Annotated in this window: 11 protein-coding genes; 8 read left to right on the plus strand and 3 right to left on the minus strand. The window is 44.8% G+C overall.

The window, feature by feature from the left end; translation table 11 throughout:
- Nucleotides 1-85: 85 nt before the first annotated feature.
- From B9A91_RS17785 to B9A91_RS17795, 3 genes are all read right to left on the minus strand, one after another.
- On the minus strand, nt 86-913 hold the full coding sequence (locus B9A91_RS17785; protein WP_084240380.1) for a helix-turn-helix domain-containing protein: 828 nt from the start codon (nt 911-913) through the stop codon (nt 86-88).
- Nucleotides 914-1,036: 123 nt separating this feature from the next.
- Nucleotides 1,037-1,666 carry an alpha/beta hydrolase gene (locus B9A91_RS17790; RefSeq protein ID WP_084240381.1) on the minus strand — a complete coding sequence of 210 codons (630 nt, stop codon included), beginning with the start codon at nt 1,664-1,666 and terminating at the stop codon, nt 1,037-1,039.
- Nucleotide 1,667: 1 nt separating this feature from the next.
- Nucleotides 1,668-2,603, minus strand: a complete 936-nt coding sequence (locus B9A91_RS17795) for a ring-cleaving dioxygenase (RefSeq protein WP_084240382.1) — start codon at nt 2,601-2,603, stop codon at nt 1,668-1,670.
- Nucleotides 2,604-2,704: 101 nt separating this feature from the next.
- Between B9A91_RS17795 and B9A91_RS17800 the strand changes: the two genes are divergently transcribed.
- From B9A91_RS17800 to B9A91_RS17835, 8 genes are all read left to right on the plus strand, one after another.
- Nucleotides 2,705-5,239, plus strand: a complete 2,535-nt coding sequence (locus B9A91_RS17800; protein WP_084240383.1) for a BamA/TamA family outer membrane protein — start codon at nt 2,705-2,707, stop codon at nt 5,237-5,239.
- A 91-nt stretch (nt 5,240-5,330) separates the two neighbouring features.
- Nucleotides 5,331-5,945, plus strand: a complete 615-nt coding sequence (locus B9A91_RS17805) for a sterol desaturase family protein (protein ID WP_084240384.1) — start codon at nt 5,331-5,333, stop codon at nt 5,943-5,945.
- A gap of 127 nt (nt 5,946-6,072) precedes the next feature.
- On the plus strand, nt 6,073-7,578 hold the full coding sequence (locus B9A91_RS17810; protein WP_084240385.1) for a PQQ-dependent sugar dehydrogenase: 1,506 nt from the start codon (nt 6,073-6,075) through the stop codon (nt 7,576-7,578).
- A gap of 19 nt (nt 7,579-7,597) precedes the next feature.
- The gene (locus B9A91_RS17815; RefSeq protein WP_084240386.1) at nt 7,598-10,750 is read left to right on the plus strand and encodes a SusC/RagA family TonB-linked outer membrane protein; all 3,153 of its coding nucleotides are present in this window, start codon (nt 7,598-7,600) and stop codon (nt 10,748-10,750) included.
- Between the two features lie 21 nt (nt 10,751-10,771).
- Entirely contained in the window at nt 10,772-12,631 is a 1,860-nt protein-coding gene (locus tag B9A91_RS17820) for a RagB/SusD family nutrient uptake outer membrane protein (RefSeq protein ID WP_084240387.1), read from the plus strand.
- A gap of 18 nt (nt 12,632-12,649) precedes the next feature.
- Nucleotides 12,650-15,877 (plus strand): polysaccharide lyase family 8 super-sandwich domain-containing protein, encoded by a 3,228-nt coding sequence (locus tag B9A91_RS17825; RefSeq protein WP_159451737.1) that lies wholly within the window; start codon nt 12,650-12,652, stop codon nt 15,875-15,877.
- Between the two features lie 40 nt (nt 15,878-15,917).
- Entirely contained in the window at nt 15,918-18,995 is a 3,078-nt protein-coding gene (locus tag B9A91_RS17830) for a PVC-type heme-binding CxxCH protein (protein ID WP_084240761.1), read from the plus strand.
- Between the two features lie 129 nt (nt 18,996-19,124).
- Nucleotides 19,125-20,330, plus strand: coding sequence for an Nramp family divalent metal transporter (locus B9A91_RS17835; RefSeq protein ID WP_084240389.1), 1,206 nt, complete (start codon nt 19,125-19,127; stop codon nt 20,328-20,330).
- The last annotated feature ends 3 nt before the right edge of the window (nt 20,331-20,333 follow it).

The following is a 20,333-nucleotide window of genomic DNA, read 5'->3' on the forward strand; positions in this document are numbered from 1 at the left end:
TTCGTTTGTTAAGATTGTTAAATAGAATTGCTTAAAAGTAAGTGCTTTAGCAAAAAAGAAATAGTAAAAAACAACGGATTTTCAATTAAAGATCAAGGCTGTCTGTAAGCTTGCCTGTAAAGTTCAGCTGACCCATTTTATGCAATTGCGATGGGGTACAACCATAGAAATGTTTAAACTCCTTGATGAAGTGTGTCTGATCAAAGAACTCAAACCTATCTGCCAGATCTGTCCATTTCAGGCATGCGTTTTCACACAATAACCGCCTGAGCTGGCTAAAGCGGACGATCCTGCCGAAGGTTTTTGGGCCGAATCCGATCTTTTCTTTGAAATGATCGCGAAGGGTGGTGGGCGACATGGCTACTTCCCTGCAAAGTTCAGCGATGTGGATGTTTCCTGCATATGCTTTAATGAGATCACAGGCATATTCTACCCTTGCGGTGCAGATTTTTTCAGACAGGAACAAGCGCTGTAACAACCAGCTTTCAAGAATTGATATGACCTTTTGCGGAGATTTCATTTCATCCCGCATCTGACAGATCGTTAACTTTAATGCGGGAAACAAAGCCTCCATATCTGTAGCTGAATTCGTGAAATGATGCTGAGGAATGCCCAGGAGTTTGTAGGCACCAAAAGGTTTGAAATAAACCTGTACCACTTTCCTGGTAAAAGAGTCGAAGGAACGGAGCCGATCAAGAAAACCTACATAACTAAGGGGGTTTTTAAAAGTGTTGGTGGTATTGAGCTCGCGGATGAGTTTTTTTTCGTCAAGCGAAAAGCACATTACGGTATAGTCAACAGGAAAAATATGTATGGGGTTATTGCTATCGATTTGTTCATTTATTTCCACATAACCGTACGCCAGTATATAGGGCTGTAGCGCAGGGTTTGGGGTAAATGGATTGATAATCAAAACGTTTGCTTAGGTGTATAGCAAAAAAAACATTTTTTTGCTGCAATTACAAAAAAATGTTTTTCCATTTAACCCTTTGTCACAAGTTTGCCTGCTGGATTAATGACCTCCCCGTCAAAGTATTTAATTCAGTTGAAAGACGATTTTTCTGGCCAGATCAATTTCCTGCTTTGTGATGGTATGCGGTCTTCCCGGATAGATTTTTAACGTAACGCTGGCGTTCATCTTTTCAATAAGGCCTTTGCTCAACTCCACTCTTGAAACAGGTACATGCGGATCGGGGTCGCCGGTGGTGATCAATACAGGGGTTTGTTTAAAATTACCTGTATAATTTTGCATATGGATTTCCTTGCCAATCAATCCGCCTGTGAATGCAACTGCCCCGCCATACTTTGCTGCATTCCGGCTGATGTATTCCAGCGTTAAACAGGCGCCCTGGGAAAAACCGACAAAATAAATTCTATCCTGGGGAATCCCGGCATTTTCAATAACTGTAACCAGATCTTTGATGACTTGAAGTGCAGAATCTAAAGCGGGCTGGTTTTCTTTAACCGGTACCATGAAACTGTGAGGGTACCAGCTGTTATTTGTAGTCTGAGGTGCAAAGAACGCAGCTTCCTCTATTTGCAGGTGATCTGCTAAAGCAATAATGTCTGTCGCCGATGCCCCTCTGCCGTGAATAAAAATGACAGCACTTTTTGCTTCTGCTACCGGAACTCCGGCAGTAATTATATTTTTCTGATGAATATACATGCTAATCTAATTTTGGTAATATACTTTCTATTTCTTCTCTGCTGCTTTCGTACTGTACAGGTAGTTTTAAATTCCTGCCCAATTCTTCCAGCGGCTCATCTATGGTAAAGCCCGGATTATCTGTGGCAATTTCAAAAAGCACACCTCCCGGCTCGCGGAAATAAAGCGAATAGAAATAGTTACGGTCAATCTTTGGCGTGATGTTCAATCCCATTTCAACGATTTTATCTCTGAAATACATTAAGGTAGCTTCATCTTTTACCCGGAAAGCCACATGGTGTACTGATCCGCCTGCGATGTGTCCTATCGCCTCACCGGGTGCTTCTACCAGGTCTACAATAGCGGCCTGTTCAACCGCATCAGTTGTAAATCTGGAACGGTTAACTTCTTTCTCAGCTAATTTGTAACCAAATATTTGGGTTAACACTGCTGCGGTGCCTTCCATTTTATTGGTGGTGATGGTGACATGATGAAAACCATGAACAGCATTAGCTTTGGTTACTTCGGCAGTTTCCCACTGTGGCCTGTTGTCTTTAACTTTGGCCTCCGTAAGCTCAAATTTTAAACCGTCAGGGTCAAGAAAGGTGAGGTAACGTTCGCCAAACTTAACGGCTGGTTTATTGTAAATTACATTATGATCTTCAAAACGTTTTTGCCAGAACTCAAGGCTTCCTGCAGGAACGCTATAACCTATTTCTGTTGCCTGCCTTGTTCCCCTGCGCCCGGCTGGCATGCCTTCCCAGGGAAAGAATGTTAAGATACTTCCTGGTGTGCCCTTTTCATCTCCATAATAAAAGTGATAGGTATGCGGGTCATCAAAGTTAACCGTTTTTTTAATCAGTCTTAAACCTAATATGCGGGTGTAAAAATCATAGTTCCTTTTTGCATTTCCTGCGATTGCAGTAATGTGGTGAATACCTAAAATTTCGTTTTTCATAAATTTCCTTTTTTTTGATCACACAAAATTACGGCCTGTGAATTTTAAAAATCTTACCATAGATTAAGAAATGCGTAGCTTTATTTTCAGATATTTAAGTCATGACTAAATTTGTTCTCTTCCCTCTTTTGTTAATGGTAAGCTTGCTTACCCGGGCGCAGGATTCTATTGATGTAAGGATTTATCCGAAGTATGATAGTGTAGGTAAATTTCACCGCTTTCTGTTTGGTGAGAATTACCGTAAGGAATATGCGCTGCCTGTAAAAGTGCCGGTGATCAGGATCTCTGTGATAAAAGGAGGACTGACCCCCACACAGCGTGGCGGCGGGAACCAGTCGCATTCCCTGCGATTGGTAGATAGGCAGGGGAAAGAATGGGTGTTGCGCAGTGTAGAGAAATTTCCGGAGATACTTTTACCAGCGATATTCCGGAAAACATTTGCCGGTGAAGTGGTAAAGGATAACATGTCGGCCCAGAACCCTTTTTCGGCGCTGGTAGTACCGGATATAGCAGATGCAGTAAATGTGCCGCACAGTGACCCGATGATAGGCTGGGTAATGCCCGATGAAAAACTTGGGGAATTTGCAAAAGTATTTGCCAATACACTTTGTCTGCTTGAAGAAAGGGAGCCTGCGGGGGATACCGATAATTCGGAGAAGATGATGCGCAAGCTAAACGATAATAATGATTATGCCTATAACGGACCTTTGTTTTTAAGAGCTAAGGCTTTGGATGCATTGCTGGGTGATTGGGACAGGCATGAGGACCAGTGGAGGTGGAAGCCTGTAAAGGAAGACAATGGAATAACGAGGTATATACCTATACCACGTGACAGGGACCAGGTATTTTACCTGTCAGAGGGTATCATACCACGTTATGCGCAGGCTTCCTGGTTGCTGCCCATGATTCAGGGATATGAGCGCAACCTGCCGGATATCAATTGGTTTTTCTGGGAGGGAAGGGCTGTTTATGCGCGCTGGTTTTCCCAGATGAACGAAGAAGAATGGAACCAGGTAGTTAAAGAGTTTTGTGCCTTATTGACTGACGAGGTGTTTGAAAAAGCGCTGAAGAAACTTCCTGAACCGGGTTACAGTTTAAGACACGACAGGTTATTGGCGCAGCTTAAGGAAAGGCGGGCAAAGCTGCCAGTGATGATGAACAAATATTATCATTTCATAAACAGGATTGTTGACGTACAGGCCAGTAATAAAAATGAATTTATCAGCATTGCAGATGCCCCTGGAAGGGCATTGAGGGTAACCATACATAAGCTGACAAAAGATGGAATGATTAAGGATATGGTTTTTAACCGCACATTTGACCCGTCGGTAACTAAAGAGATCAGGCTGTACGTAAGGGATGGAAATGATAGCCTGCTGCTCAACAACAGAACATCGCCCATTAAACTCAGGGTTATTGGGGTGGAAGGAAATAAAAAGTATCATATAGACAATAGCGTAAACAGGGTACAGGTATTTGGCATGGACAATAATGTAAACCTTAGCGGAAACACGGCAAAAATTGCCAAACGTTTTGACAGTGATACTTCCAATACACATTTTGTGTACACAGATCTGTATACCAGGAAAATGTTGCTTTTAAATGCCGGTTACAACATTGATGACCGGGTATTGCTGGGACTTTCGTACAAAATTGTACAACCGGGCTTCCGGAAACTTCCGTTTGGCAGTACGCATTCCTTCTCGTTCCTGCATTCTTTTGCCACCGAAGGTTTCAGGTTCAATTACCGTTCGGAATTGTTTAAAGCCCTGGGAAAAGCGGATATCGTTTTACAGGCCGATGTATTTGCTCCTGAAAATTCGCAGAATTTTTACGGCCTTGGTAATGAAACTACTTTTGATAAGACCGGCGATTTTGTAAGGTATTACCGGGCAAGGTTTAGTTTGTACCAGTTTGAACCCTCGGTGAGGTGGCAACACTTAAGCTCAACTTTAGGTATCGGCCCGTCGTTTCAATATTACAGGTACGACAAGAACGATAACAACGGACGTTTTATTAACAACACTGCTGCATTGAACTCGGCCGATAGTAGTACCATTACCAAAGACAAAGCATTTGCGGGGCTTACTTTCAACTTCATCCATAACAACAGGAACAGTGACATTTTACCTGATTCGGGTACCTATCTGGACCTGAAGCTGATTGCTTATAAAGGTTTGAACTCCTATTCAAATTCTATAGCACAGCTTACTGCAAGCTTTTCAGTTTATAAAGGTCTAGACCGCAGGAGCAGGCTGGTCCTGACCGACAGGATAGGAGGGGGAATGACTATAGGCAAACAGGCCTTTTACCAGTCGCAGTTTTTAGGCGGGCAAGGCAATTTGCTTGGCTACAGGGAATTCAGGTTTGGAGGGCAGCACAGTCTTTACAATAACCTGGAGCTGAGGTATAAAGTAGCTGATTTTATCAATTATATACTACCCGGACAGTTTGGTCTTCTTGCCTTTCATGATGTAGGAAGGGTATGGGTAAGGAACGAGAAGTCGGATGTGTGGCACCAGGGCTATGGGGCCGGGGTGTATTTTGCCCCTGCAGCGTTAACGGTGTTCCGCCTGGTGGCCGGGCATTCCAATGAAGGCTGGTACCCTTATGTGGCGATGAAATTCAGGTACTAAAAATGACCGAAATTCTATAATTGCTACTTTTGGAATGACATAAAAGCTGTAATTTAGCGTTTCGCTTTTACAGGTAGCAGAATTACTGAAGATGAAAAAAAATTTTGTATCCAATTCCCGGGAATCTATAAGAATGTTTAAGAACCCTTTGTTCGAAGCATTGTCTAAAGTGCCTTTTTATGTGCCTTTAATTGTTTATATACCTGTTATCGCCTATTTTTTCTGGGCCTCGGTTACCGTCAATGGTTTTCTTGTGTTTTTGCTGCACCTCTTTTTAGGCCTGCTGATCTGGACCTTGACCGAATATGTGTTGCACCGCTTTGTGTTTCATTTCTATCCATCTTCGGAATGGGGAAAACGCATACATTTTATATTTCATGGTGTCCATCATGATTATCCGAATGATGCACAGCGTTTGGTGATGCCACCCTCGGCGAGTATTCCCCTGGCCACGGCATTTTACTTTCTTTTTCGCTGGCTTTTGCCTGTAGAAATGCTGGATGGTTTTTTTGGAGGTTTTATATTGGGTTACCTTTTTTATGATATGACACATTATATGCTGCACCATGCACAATTTAAAAGTGGGATATGGAAAAAAATTAAGCAACACCATATGCTGCACCATTATGATGACTCTACAAAAGGCTATGGGGTAACCTCCGACCTGTGGGACCGGATTTTTCGTTCGGGCTTCTTGAAAAAATAACATTTGTCTTTTTGTACTGGTATTCCTGTATTTATCTATACCGGTATACCAGTATATTGATATGCCGATTTGGTGTTTAGTGCTTTCTGTTTCTATATTCGGGTACGTACCCAATAAACCAGTCAAAATGAAAGCATCTTTTATACTTTTAATTGTATTTGCCTGTATTTTGCTAAACGGCTATGGGGGCAGGGGTATAAAACCGCCAGGTACCAATGTTGGGATTAAGACTAAAACCATTGCAGCGAACTTAGATGTACCCTGGGAAATTGCCTGGGGGCCGGACAATTGTATCTGGTTTACAGCGCAGGGCGGAACAGTAAGCAAGGTAAATCCTGAAACCGGTGAGAAACAGCTATTGCTCCGAATTGCGGGCACCTTCAGAAACCGGTCTACCGGCCTGCTGGGAATGACTATACATCCCGATAGGAAATTGCCTTATGTTTTTTTGGATTATACTTATAAAGAGGGTAAAAAGGTTTTTTTGAGGTTGGTAAGGTATAAGTATACCGATGACAGTTTAATACATCCGCTGGTATTGTTAAACGACATTCCGGCAACCACCGGACACGCCGGTTCGAGGCTTGTAATTGCACCGGATGGTAAGCTGATGTTAACGGTAGGCGACGCAACCAATGGAAACAGCGCCCAGGATACCAATGCCTTGACCGGGAAAATACTCCGCCTGAACATTGATGGCAGTATTCCGGTTGATAATCCTTTTAGGGGAAGCCCGGTTTGGTCTACCGGACATAGAAATCCGCAGGGGCTGGCTTTTACCGGTCCGGGAACGCTGTTCAGTTCGGAGCATGGTGATGCGATAGGCGACGAACTGAATCTGATAAAAAGGGGTGGAAACTATGGCTGGCCGCATGTTGAAGGCTTCTGCGATACAGAAAAGGAACAGCTGTTTTGTAAAACACATGAGGTTACAGCACCTGTAAAGGCCTGGACGCCAGTTATCGCACCGGCTGGGATAACTTACTGTGGAGCTAACTGCGCGATAAAGGAATGGAGGAATGCCATATTGCTGGTAACGCTGAAGACACAGAGCCTCAGGGTACTGAAACTAAATGATGCAGGAACAGAAGTAATTGCGGAGCAGGTTTACCTGGATCATGAATTTGGTAGGTTGAGGGGCGTATGTGTGTCTCCTGCCGGAGCGGTATATGTGTCGACCAGTAACCGGGATTGGAATCCCGGCGAAGGATATCCTAAGCAGGGAGATGACAGGATCATCAAAATATTGCCAGGTGACAGCAGTAGTAGTGGTCTTGTACAGCAAAAGCAGGCAAAGCCCGCATTAGCGGAGGGGGCAGTTGTTTACAATAACTATTGTGCTTCCTGTCATAAAAATAATGGCGAAGGGCTTGCCGGGGTTTTTCCACCTTTGAGAGGTACCCAGGGGGTGTTGGGCGATAAAACCAGATTGATAAAAATAATACTGAAAGGATTATCCGGACCGGTAACTATAAAGGGCAGGAAATACGATCAGCAAATGCCGGCCTTTGACTTTTTAAGCGATCGGGAAATAGCGCTTGTGGCGACTTATGTGCGGACACACTTTGGGAACAGTGTCGAAAACATAACCCAGGTGCATGTAGCGAAAGTAAGAGGCGCGGGTAAAAAATAACCAAAAACTAAACCAATGTATGAACAGAAAATTTATTAAACAGTTGAAGCTGCTTGTTTTACCGGTTGCAATCTGTTGTTTTTTTATGCCGGTTGAGCTGATAGCTCAACAAGCTAAGAACATTACAGGTATCGTAACCGATGCAGAAACAGGAATCTCCATCCCTATGGCCAGTATCAGGTTGAAGCGAACGAGTACGGTTGTTACAACAGATGCCAATGGTAAGTACACATTAAAGGCAAACAGTGGGGACCAGCTTACATTTTCCTATATAGGGTATACAGAACAGGCTTTTGTGGTAGGAGAAAAAAACGTAATCAATGTGGCCCTTAAAAAAGCGGTTTCCAATTTGTCTGAAGTGGTAGTTGTGGCTTATGGTACCGTTAAAAAGTCTGATCTGACGGGTGCAGTGGGGCAGGTCGATATGACCGATATGGCCAAGGCCCCTGTGGCCAGCTTTACAGACGCACTAGCAGGCCGTGTTGCGGGGGTACAGGTTTCTGCCCAGGATGGCCAGCCAGGAAAGGGTATGAGCATCGTTATACGCGGCGCAAACTCCTTAACCCAAAGCAATTCGCCTTTATATGTAATTGATGGTTTTCCTATTGAAGATCCGGAAGATGGTATGCTGAACCCGGATGATATAGAAACCATTAATATACTCAAAGACGCCTCGGCGACAGCCATATATGGCTCGAGAGCAGCAAATGGCGTAGTGCTGGTTGAAACCAAAAAAGGAAAGATTGGCAAAGCCGTGGTGACTTTTAATTCTTCCTATGGCTTCCAGCAGGTCCAGAAAACCATACCCGTAATGAACGCCTATGAATTTGTTAAATACCAGATCGAACTGAACCAGACCTCGGCTAACAATACTTATCTGACGGATGGGAAGACCCTGGAAACTTACCGGAACATGGAGGGGATAAACTGGCAGGAACAGGTTTTTCAGCAGTCGCCGATTGCCATCAACAATATCGCTCTGAGAGGAGGGAACAGCCAGACCAGGTATTCCATATCAGGCTCGTTGTTTGATCAGAAGGGAATTGTTATTAACACTGGTTTTAAGCGCTACCAGGGCAAGGCCTCCATTGACCAGACCATCAGCAAAAAGCTGAAAGCGGGGATCAGCGCAAACTATAGTAAGATCAGTACCTTCGGGCAGCCCATTTCGGAAGGCAACGGGCCTTCCTTTACGACCTATCTGCTGTCGCGGGCCTGGGGATACAGACCTGTAAACGGCGGAAATAATCAGGACTTGCTGGAAGAGGATGGTGATTTTGAACTCATCAACCAGTTTGATATCAGGCTCAATCCCATTGTTACCAGCGATAATGAGTACAACAGGAGCAGGACTTCAGATTTTTTGACCAATGCTTACCTTACTTACAGTCCTCTGAGCAATCTTGTGTTCAGGTTTGCTGGCTCGGTATCCGACAGGCAAAAAAGAGGGGTTTTATTATACAATTCAAAAACTGTTCAGGGCAGTCCGTTAAATGCCCGGAATGCAAAGGGACAATGGGGCTCGGTAATTTACAATGAGATCAATATCTTATCTAGCGACAATACGGTTACCTATACAGCTGCAATCCATAAAGTCCATAAAATAACTGCACTGGGAGGGTTTTCGTTTCAGGACTACAATGCAGAATCTTATGGTTATGCTGCGCAAAACCTGCCAAACGAGCAGTTGGGGCCAACAGGCCTGGATGAGGGGGTACCTTACGCGGGTTATGCAAATTCGGGCGGAAACTTTATGGCTTCGTATTTTGGCCGTTTATCTTATAACTACAAATCGAAATACCTGCTTGAATTCACATTCAGAAGTGACGGTTCCTCAAAGTTCGCCAAAGGACATAAATGGGGATATTTTCCATCAGGTTCTATTGCCTGGAACATGCAGGATGAAAGTTTTATGAAATCATGGACAATGGTATCCAACGCCAAACTGAGGGTAAGCTATGGCAGTACCGGGAATAACCGTGTGGGTAATTATGATGCCTTTGCCGGCCTGAGCTTTCCAATTGCCAATTCTTATTCTTTTAATAATGCTTTGCCCAGTAAGGGGTTAATTATAAGCGGATTAGGTAACAGGAACCTGAAATGGGAAACCACAAACCAGCTAAACATTGGTTATGATCTGGGTTTATATAAAGACCGGATTGCATTTACAGTAGATTGGTACAGGAAGGTGACGAAAGACCTGCTGCTCAATGCAGATCTGCCGGCGACAACCGGTGTACTCAATGTACAACAGAACATCGGCAAAATCAGGAACCAGGGAGTTGAATTTGCACTGAAGACTGTAAATATTAAAAGCAAGGTATTTGAGTGGTCTAGCAATTTTAACATTGCATTTAACCAGAACAGGATTCTGGAGTTGGTGAGGGACCAGGATGCGCTGTACTCAACTGTTAACTTTGAATCGCAGTATAATGCCAATCCAGCCTATATTTCACAGATCGAAAAGCCCGCAGGGATGTTTTACGGTTATATTTTTGATGGCGTTTACCAGCTAACCGATTTTGACAAATCTCCGGCAGGGGTTTATACTTTGAAACCCGGGGTGACCAATAACGGAGCTTCGCCGCAACCCGGACACATCAAATACAGGGATCTGAATGCCGACGGTATCATCAATACCGATGACCTTACGGTTATTGGCAGGGGGCAGCCCATTCACACCGGTGGTTTTTCCAATAATTTCAGCTATAAGGGCTTTGACCTTGGTATTTTTCTGCAGTGGTCTTATGGTAATGATATCATGAACGCCAACAGGTATATGTTTGAAGGGAATGGTAATGTGAGGGTGAGTTTAAATCAATATGCAAGTTATGTAGACCGCTGGAGCGAAAGCAACCCTACGAATAAGAATTTTAAGGCAAACGGACAGGGCACTATTGGCAGTTACTCCTCCAGGGTAATTGAAGATGGTTCTTATTTACGGTTGAAAACTGTTTCACTAGGTTATAACCTGCCGGTTTCCTACACTAAATCTGTAGGCCTGAGTAAACTGAGATTAACCGCAACTGCACAGAACCTGCTTACTTTCACCAGTTATTCGGGTATGGATCCTGAGGTGTCTGTAAGGAGTTCAGTTCTTACTCCGGGGTTTGATTTTTCGGCTTATCCCATACCAAGAACGATTGTTTTCGGTTTAAACGCAACATTTTAATTTCTGACCTTATCCTATAAAATGATGAAATACAGTTATTTGTTATTGTCTGCACTGTTGCTGGCCGGTTTTTCTGCCTGCAAAAAGCAGCTGGATACCAAGCCCAAGGATTTTTTTGAACCTTCTGATTATTATCAGAATGCTGAGCAGCTGAATATTGCACTGAATGGGGTCTATGATAACCTGTCTGTGGTGTACTCCAACCCGATCCATTTCCGCTGGGGCTTTGAAGGGGACGAAGCCTGGTATGTAAAAAGTGCACCGTTAACCGGTCCGCATATTTACGATTTTACAGCGGCCAATTCAGAGATTCAGAGTTTCTGGAACACCCTTTACATTGGAATCGGGCGGGCGAATTATTTACTCGCCAACCTGAACAATAATCTGGCCATAGATGAGGCTGTACGGAATAAAGTTAAAGGTGAAGCACTTTTTTTGAGGGCATATTATTATTTTTTACTAGTGCAAACTTACGGCGGCGTTCCTTTGATGCTGAAGCCAACCCCCTCGGTTACTGCAGTTGATGTGCCCCGTGCTACGGCAAAAGAAGTTTATGAACAGATCATTGCAGATATGACGGAAGCGGAAGGCCTGGTATCGGGTATCAACCAGCTGGGCTTTGGCGGCCGGGTAAACAAATCGGCGGTAAGGGGTATATTGGCAAGGGTTTGTCTGCATATGGCTGGTTACCCGGTTAAAGACCAGAGCAAATATAAGGCGGCAAGAGACTGGGCTAAAAAAGTAATAGATGATGCAGAGGCCGGACATGCCCTGAACCCTTCTTATTCGGGTGTATTCATTAATCTTGCCGCCGATAAATACGACATTAAAGAGTGTTTGTGGGAGGTGGAGTTCTGGGGCAATAAATCGGATGCTTTTACAGAAACAGGTTCTGTGGGGGATGTAAACGGACCTGCCTCATCCAATACGGCAACAGGCTTTGCCTATGCGGGGCTTAAGGTAACCGCAGATTTATATTATCTTTTTCAGGAGGGTGACATCAGGCGGGACTGGTCTATTGCCAGGTTTACGTATGGGGGTACCAGTCAGCCCGCCAATTCCAAGACCTTTATTACCTCCGTTAACCGCACTACTGCCTATAACAGGTTTCCGGCAAAGTACAGACGGGAATATGAGGTTGTACTGCCAAAAAATACAACAGGTACCCCTATAAACTGCCCTTTGCTCCGTTACGCTGATGTGCTGATGATGTTCGCTGAAGCAGAAAACGAGATGGCCGAAAACTCAGTGCCTACGGCTGATGCCATAGAAGCTGTAAATAAAGTGAGAAGAAGGGGCTGGTGTACAGGGGTAAAAACCGTGACCATTAACAACGGAGGATCCGGGTATACCACAGCTCCGACGGTCACATTTGCCGGAGGCGGAGGCTCGGGGATAGTGGCTACTGCCAGTGTTTCAGGCGGCAAGCTTATCGGGATAACTTTTGCCAATGATGCGGTTTACGGAACGTCGAGAGGGATGGGCTATACTACCGTCCCTTTGATCACCTTTAGCGGTGGTAACGGTTCGGGCGCGACAGCAACAGCAACCATTTATACCGCGGCCGATGCACAGGTGCCAACTGCGGTTACTGCCAGTAAAGAAGCCTTCAGGGCATTTATCCGTGATGAAAGGTCGCGTGAACTGAGCGGAGAAACCTTTAGAAAGGGTGACCTGGTACGATGGGATATTTTTGTTTCCCGGATGCATGAGCTTTCAGCTACCATTGAAAGGGATTTGGGGACGTCGACCACTCCTGCCTATCTGAACCTTTTCATCAAAGGTTTTGGACCAAACATTACCGACAGGAATAAGCTTTGGCCAATTCCTACACGAGAACTTACTTTAAACAGGGCCTTGACCCAAAATCCGGGCTGGTAATTTTAAACTGACATGAAAATGAGAACTTTATTTATCGGGCTAATGGTTTTATTAGGTACAGTGGGCGCGAGGTCTCAGCAGCGCTTTGTTTCATTTGATGCTGGCATTCCTTCAAACTGGCAAACCAATGCTGATTCGGCACTGGCGGCAAGTACTGAGCACATAAAGGCTGGCAAATCCTTGAAATGGCATGCAAAGAACGGCAAGTATATCCTGGCAACAAACCTGGCTATTCCTAAGGCATCGCTGGATACTGCTGCATCGGCAATTGCCCGGATGTTTATTCATGTTCCGGCCCCATCTAACGATACCCTGCTTTTTGAGTTTATGGATGGTAGTGGCAATGTACAACGTTCCGGAAAAATGCTTTTGAATTATAAAGGCTGGAGAGAATTTCACCGTTCGTATTATTATGATTACAGTGCCGGAAGTCCTACGCCGGGATTTTTGTTGAATGAGATGAAAATTACCTATAAGCCTGCCAATATTGCTGACAGCTGCCTGATCTATATTGACGAGGTGACGCTCATCGGAAATAAAGATGTGAGGATCCCGGGGCCACATGTATGGCCAGATTATCCCCAATTTGCAAAACAGGTAACCAATGCGCCTTACCTCAATGTGCTGGAAAACTGGAAGAGCGGACCGGATTTGCCGGTTGTTGCAGCAACGGCACAGGAACTGGCAGATATGCAAATGCTGAGGGCACATTTTGCCAGAAATTCTGACTCTGTAACAGCGGCCGTGCTTACAGCGGCAAAAAATTATGTACTTGCCTGCAACATTAGCTATCATACAGACGGAAACATCAGGGGGAATGGTCTCTTGAAAATATATGATCCCGCTACCCTTGTTCTGATTTCCGGACATTGCAGTTCACTGGCGAGGGCTGCAAATAAGGGAGATACTGATGCAAAGGACAAACTCGTATTGTTTACCGCGTACCTGATTAGTGAAGGCCTGGCAGAGGGCGGCAGAATTGTGTTACAAACTAATTCCTACACCAATCCACGGATTTTTCCGGTAGGCTTCCTGGAGGCACTACCGCATTATACGCCGGCACTAAGAGCTGAGGTCTTAAAAATGCTGAAATGGGCCAACGAATATAGTGTGATCTATGGTGCGGATTTTATGGAGGGATATAGTGTAGACTACCTGAAATTACGGACTGCATTTTTGTTTGAATTGGCCGTATTGGATCCCGATGACAATGTGGCGGTAAGGGAATTGAAAATGGTTAAAAGGTTCATGGAGCGCAATACCGTCCCATCGCTTGGAGGAAGGGACGGGGTGAAGCCGGATGGGGTGGGCTATCACCATGGCTCGCAGCATACCAGTTATATGGGGGCCTGGGCCACATGGATAGGGTTGGCTGATTTGCTGAAAGGGACCGCATACAAAATTGATCTGGCGGCGTATCGGCATATGGGCATGGCTTTGAAATATCTGCTGATGGGTTCGTCTAAGGGTGTACTTTTTGCGCATGCCGAATCGGGAAGGAACCCTTTCCCCGCTGCATTGCCTGTAAGCCTGACTGATTTTGAGAAGTTTGTTGAGATTGGGGGAGACATACAACATCTGCCCGCCGATCCTGAAATGGGCGCGATTTACAACGACGTAACCGGTACAAACAAGTATTCCGTCCCGGCTATTGCTACAACGGGCTTTCATCAATACAACTACGGCGCTTTAGGCATCCTGAGGAAAAGTAAATGGACAGCGGTAATGAGGGGCTTTACCAGTAAAATATTTGGCGCAGAAATATACAAAAATGAAAACCGGTATGGGCGTTATCAAAGTTATGGCAGTCTGGAAATCCTTTACAGTGGTACGCTGGCTGCAACAGGATACATTCTGAATGGAAAAGGATGGGACTGGAACGTAATGCCTGGTACTACAACAGTTCACTTCCCTACGTTTTCAGGCTTGCAGCCTTCGAAAGATACGGCTATGGAATTTCAGAACCTTAATTTTGCAGGTTCCTTATCTTTGGGGGATGATGGCATTTTTGGCTTCAACTTCGCCGAGATGGCTAATGGCAATTATCTGCCCTCAAGGCTCAGGTTTAAGAAAACAGTCTTTGCGTTCGACAGCATTCTGGTATGTCTTGGAAGTAACATCAATGCCATAGACGGACGGGGAAATGTGGCTACCAATTTGTTTCAGGGCATCAATAAAACCCTCAATCCGGCGATTTATGTCAATTCTGCAACCGCGGTTACGGCCGACTACGACCAGACCCTGGATACACAGCTGGCTGGTATCTGGCTCGTAAATGGTCAGTCTACCGGATATTATGTACCCCGTGGAAATGGGACAGTCCGGGTTTTTAGAGGCTCACAATCTACACCTAAAGAAACAGTGATGGATCAGAGCCTTCCCAATTCATTTGAAACAGCGTTGGCTAGTAAGGCATGGATCAATCATGGGGTTAATCCGATAGAGTCTAGTTATCAGTTTGTGGCAGTGCCGGCTACAACGCCTCAGGCTATGCAGGCATTAGCTGCACAGATAGAGGCAAATACAGTATACCAGGTGCTTAAACAAAGCGATACCATGCATGTGGTAAAATACCTGCCCAAGTTAGTGACCAGTTATGCCTTTTATAAAGCCAGTAACACAGTAAATATTGGCTTTGTAAAAAGTATTTCTGATGTATCGCTGCTGGGTATAAAGGAAAACGGAGACACCCTTACTGTAACCATGAACTCACCGGATATGAATGTGAAAAAAGAGACCGCTTACGATTATTACTGGCGTGCTTATCCGAGGCCTGTAAGCCTTGTGCTTAATGGCAACTGGGATGTGCTGGAAAACCCCTCTAATGTTTCTTTTAGCGCACAAACGAATTCAGTTACCCTGTCATTTAACCTGGAACATGGGTTCTCTAAAACGCTTAAACTGGTTAAAAGAACCAGCCTGCATTTTTCAGGAGCCACTCAGCCGGTCGGCAGTATACAAGAACTTTCTAAAATTAATTCTGGCCTGTCCCTAAAAAGAAAACTTAAAATATTTCCTAACCCGGCGAATAGAGATATGGAGGTCGAATATGAAGCCGCTGATGCCGGAACAGCCGATATGCAGATTGTGAATGTGCTAGGGCATACGGTGCTATCTAAAAAGGTGCAGATAAAGAAAGGACTGAATTCCAGTCCGGTAAACGTTGCTGCATTGGTGCCCGGAACCTACGTTGTAATACTGGCTAATGGATTTATGCAACAAAAGGGAATTTTTGTAAAATATTGACGATAACAATTCAATGAGTTTTAGCATTAAAACACAGAAAATGAACATAGAACAAAAGATAGGGGTGATTTGTATTGCCCTGGTTATGCTTGCCGCCGGATGTAACCAGGATTCCGATAAAAAAGTAGGTAAAGAGGCTGCGTTTTTCCCCAAAAGCGACAATGAAGAGGTAGCCCGCTATATGGAGTCATTTAAAGGTGTTGGTGCGCTGACCGACACTTCCCAACCTACGCTTCCGCAAAAAACGCTCAGTCATTTTAAATATCCGAACGATCTGGCCTTAGACCTGGTCTTGGCCGAACCACAGATTGTACAGCCTGTAGAATTGAGTTTTGACCACAGGGGGCGGCTTTGGGTGGTACAATACCACCAATATCCCTATCCGGAAGGGCTGAAAGTGACCAGCATCGACAATTACCTTAGGGTAAAATTCGATAAAATACCAACTGCACCACCGGGAGGGGCCAAGGGAGCAGATAAAATAACCATATTTGAGGACACCAACGGAGATGGCAAATACGATAAAGCTACAGACGCGATTAAGGGACTGAATATTGCAACCAGCGTAATAACGGGACGTGGTAAAATTTGGGTGCTTAATCCACCTTATCTGCTGGCTTATCCGGATACGAACAATGACGGCATCCCCGAGGGTAATCCGGTTGTACATTTACAGGGCTTTGGACTGGAAGATACGCATGCTGTAGCAAATAGCTTAAGATGGGGACCAGATGGCTGGCTGTACGGGGCACAGGGCAGTACTGCTACAGCAGATATCAGTTCTTCTGTTTCAAAGCATGTGGCTTTCCAGGGGCAGGCCATATGGCGCTACAATACAGATAGCCATGTGTTTGAAGTGTATGCTGAAGGTGGTGGCAATACTTTCAATGTTGAATTTGACAGCAAAGGCAGGTTGTACTCGGGGGACAATGGTTACGATCGGGGCCCTAATTTTAAACAAGGCGCCTATTACCAGAAAAGCCTGGGCAAACACGGACCTTATACCAATGCCTATACTTTTGGAAACCTGAAGAACATGCAGCTTAGTGGTGAAAGAAAGCGCTTTACACATTCCCTGATTAAATATGACGAAAATGTTCTGCCTCAAAGGTACAAAGGTAAGATGTTTGCATTGAACCCACTGCTGAATTTTGTCCAGCTTACAAGGCTGGAGTCTTTCGGATCTACATTTAAAACCATTGACGAAGATAAGATCCTGACAACCGACGATCACTGGTTCCGTCCGGTGAATGTAAAAGCAGGGCCTGATGGCGCTGTTTATATTGCTGACTGGTACGACAGCCGTCTTTCGCATGTAGATCCCCGCGATACCTGGCATAAAACCTCGGGAAGGGTTTATCGTCTGTGTAATAAAACGAATAAAATCATATTGCCAAAGTTCGATATCAGCAAATATTCGGTACAACAGCTCATACAATTGTTAAAAAATGAAAACAAATGGTATCGGCAGCAGGCACAGATCCAGTTTGCAAACCGTAAAAACAAATCTTTTGTGCCACTGCTGCTGCCACTGCTGAAATCTGCGGATGGGCAGCTGGCGTTGGAAGCGCTATGGGCCATAAACCTGAGCGGTGGGTTGAATGATGACATTGCGCATATGGCATTGAGCCACAAAGATCCTTTTGTGAGAAACTGGGCAGTGCGGTTGGCAGGTGATCATAAATTGCGCTCTCCGGTATTTTCCAAACACCTGATCAGGCTGGCAGAAACAGAAGCAGATCCTGAAACCCGGAGCCAGATTGCTGCCACCGCGAAACGCTTACCTGGCCGTATAGCTATCCCTGTCATCGAATGCCTATTGAAGAGCGGGGATGATGCCACTGATGCGGATATCCCTCTATTGATCTGGTGGGCCATAGAAGCCAAAGCTGAAGCAGATCGCGATAAGGTGCTGGGTATGTTTCAGCAGGCTGCAGTTTGGAAAAGCAAAACCATTCAAAATACAGTACTGAAGCGTTTGATACAAAGGTATGTGATGGCTGGAGGGGAAGCCAATTTTATAGCTGCTGCAAGATTAATTGAACTGGCCCCTTCAAAAAATACAGCAAAAGAATTGATCAGTGGTTTAAGTGAAGGCCTTCGCGGGCGGGATTTGATCGGACTATCACCCGCCCTTGCGAAAGCCATAAAACCTTATCAGAATGAACTTTTTGGTGGGCCTTTGGCATTGGGGATAAAGCAAGGAAAAGGCGGGGCTATTGACAAAGCCATTCTGGTTATTGCCGATCCAAAGGCCGATTCGCAACAGCGACTGGCTTATTCCAGGCTCCTTGGCGAAAGCGGGCAGAAAAAGGCAGTGCCGGCCCTATTGAAAATAGTACAGACATCGGGTTCATCGGCAGCCTTAAAGCAAACCGCTTTACAGGCGTTGCAATATTTTGATATGCCTGAGATCGGCAGGAAAGTAGTGGCTGCATATCCGCAATACCGGGGAGACGAAGGGGTAAGGACTGCTGCAATAGGCCTGGTGTCCAGCAGATCTTTATGGGCAGCTTCGTTTCTGGATGCGATAGAAAAAACCAGAAATATCAATAAGACCGATGTGTCTGATGCAGTTGCCCGTAAACTGAAATTGCTGAAAGATCCGGGTATAACTGAGCGGGTAAGCAGGCTGTGGCCAAATGTGAAACTGGCAACGTCTGCAGAAAAAAATGAAAGTATAGCCAGATTTGCAAAAATTATCAGGTCTGGTAAGGGAAATCTTCAGAAAGGAAGGGTTTTATACCTCAGCAATTGTGGCCCTTGCCACCGCTTGTTTGATGGTGGTGGGAATGTAGGACCAGATCTGACCGGGTACGATAGAGATAATATGAACAGCATGTTGCTCAACATTGTTGATCCCAATGCCGATATCAGGGAAGGTTATGTGATCCATAAGATTGTGACAACGGACGGACGTACACTGGAGGGGAAAATCATCTCAAGAAATGGTGATGCCATCACACTTCAGCCAGTTGCGGGAAAAAACATGGTGCTTTCTGCAACCAAGGTTAAGGAGATGAAAGCCCAACAGGTTTCTTTGATGCCTGAACGCATCTTAGAACACTTGTCTGAACAGGAAGTGAGGGATATATTCTCTTACATTATGAAAAAATAAAAAAAACTAAAGCGTGTTCCGGAAAAAGATATTGGATTTTAATATTTTAATTTATACTTTCGGGTACGTTAACGAAGCGTTGAGTAAACTGTTTGTCAATGCCGTAACTAAACCAAATTAACCCTGAAAATGATATCAAAACTTAAAAAATGGCTGCTTTCCCTTGGGCCAGGAATTATTACAGCCGCCTTGGTTTTTGGCCCCAGCAAAATGACCATCACCTCAAAACTGGGGGCCGACTATGGCTATAGCCTGTTGTGGATTGTTGTGGTAGCTATTTTTTTTATGACGATTTTTACGGTTATGGCGGCCAGGATTGGTGTGGCATCAGAACAGTCGCTCCTGGGGACGATTCGTCAGAAATGGGGGGATGTTGCCGCGGTGGCCATTGGATTGGGGATTTTCTTTGTTACCACCTCCTTCCAGGCTGGAAATTCTATTGGCGTTGGCATTTCAGTGGCTGAGGCCACAGGTACATCTCCTGTGCTGTGGGTTATTCTATTCAACCTTGTAGGCATAGGTTTGCTTTTCTTCAGGGCCTTTTATAAAGTGCTCGAGAAGCTGATGATTTTTTTGGTGGCATTGATGCTTTTTGCTTTTGTAACTACCCTGTTTTTTGCAAAGCCTAGCATTACAGGTATTGCTGCTGGACTGATACCAGAACTGCCTGAAGGATCAACGGGCCTGGTTATAGCTTTTTTTGCTTCCTGTTTTTCTATTGTGGGTGCTTTTTACCAGAGTTACCTGGTACAGGAGCGAATAAAGGTAAACCCTGAGATCAAAGAAAAAAAAAGCCACAGCATTACAGGAATCGTTATCCTTGGGCTGATGAGTGCAATTGTGATGATCTGTGCTGCCGCAGTTCTAAATACCAAAGGGATTAAAGTAAACACTGCATCCGATATGGCAAGGGCATTGGAACCCCTGTTTGGCAGTGCTGCTTCTATCTTTTTCCTGGTTGGACTTTTTGGTGCCTCTTTTTCTTCGCTTGTAGGAAATGCAACTGTTGGCGGGGCTTTGCTGGGCGATGCATTTGGTAAGGGAAGTCAGCTGAATTCAACAGCAGTTAAATTGCTGATTGCCCTGGTGATGGTATTTGGTGCGGTTATAGCCATTAAATTTGGCAAACTTCCGCTCGAACTGATCGTTTTTGCCCAGAGTGTCACCATATTTCTGGTTCCTTTCATTGGTATTGCCATGTATGCCATTTCCAATGACCCTAAGATTATGGGCAAACATGTGAATTCTTTGTCTACCAAAATATTTGGGGCCATAGGCCTGCTCATATTGATATTTCTTGCTTTGAGCAATATTAAAGAACTGTTTTTTAAGTAATTC

This window comes from Pedobacter africanus, from assembly GCF_900176535.1.
Taxonomy (GTDB): domain Bacteria; phylum Bacteroidota; class Bacteroidia; order Sphingobacteriales; family Sphingobacteriaceae; genus Pedobacter; species Pedobacter africanus.

Excerpts from the sequence above, each read along its gene's own strand:
- B9A91_RS17810 (WP_084240385.1), top strand. The coding sequence starts at position 6,073 with ATGAAAGCATCTTTTATACTTTTAATTGTATTTGCCTGTATTTTGCTA.
- B9A91_RS17835 (WP_084240389.1), top strand. The coding sequence starts at position 19,125 with ATGATATCAAAACTTAAAAAATGGCTGCTTTCCCTTGGGCCAGGAATT.
- B9A91_RS17790 (WP_084240381.1), bottom strand. The coding sequence starts at position 1,666 with ATGTATATTCATCAGAAAAATATAATTACTGCCGGAGTTCCGGTAGCA.
- B9A91_RS17820 (WP_084240387.1), top strand. The coding sequence starts at position 10,772 with ATGATGAAATACAGTTATTTGTTATTGTCTGCACTGTTGCTGGCCGGT.
- B9A91_RS17800 (WP_084240383.1), top strand. The coding sequence starts at position 2,705 with ATGACTAAATTTGTTCTCTTCCCTCTTTTGTTAATGGTAAGCTTGCTT.
- B9A91_RS17805 (WP_084240384.1), top strand. The coding sequence starts at position 5,331 with ATGAAAAAAAATTTTGTATCCAATTCCCGGGAATCTATAAGAATGTTT.
- B9A91_RS17815 (WP_084240386.1), top strand. The coding sequence starts at position 7,598 with ATGAACAGAAAATTTATTAAACAGTTGAAGCTGCTTGTTTTACCGGTT.
- B9A91_RS17830 (WP_084240761.1), top strand. The coding sequence starts at position 15,918 with ATGAACATAGAACAAAAGATAGGGGTGATTTGTATTGCCCTGGTTATG.
- B9A91_RS17795 (WP_084240382.1), bottom strand. The coding sequence starts at position 2,603 with ATGAAAAACGAAATTTTAGGTATTCACCACATTACTGCAATCGCAGGA.
- B9A91_RS17825 (WP_159451737.1), top strand. The coding sequence starts at position 12,650 with ATGAGAACTTTATTTATCGGGCTAATGGTTTTATTAGGTACAGTGGGC.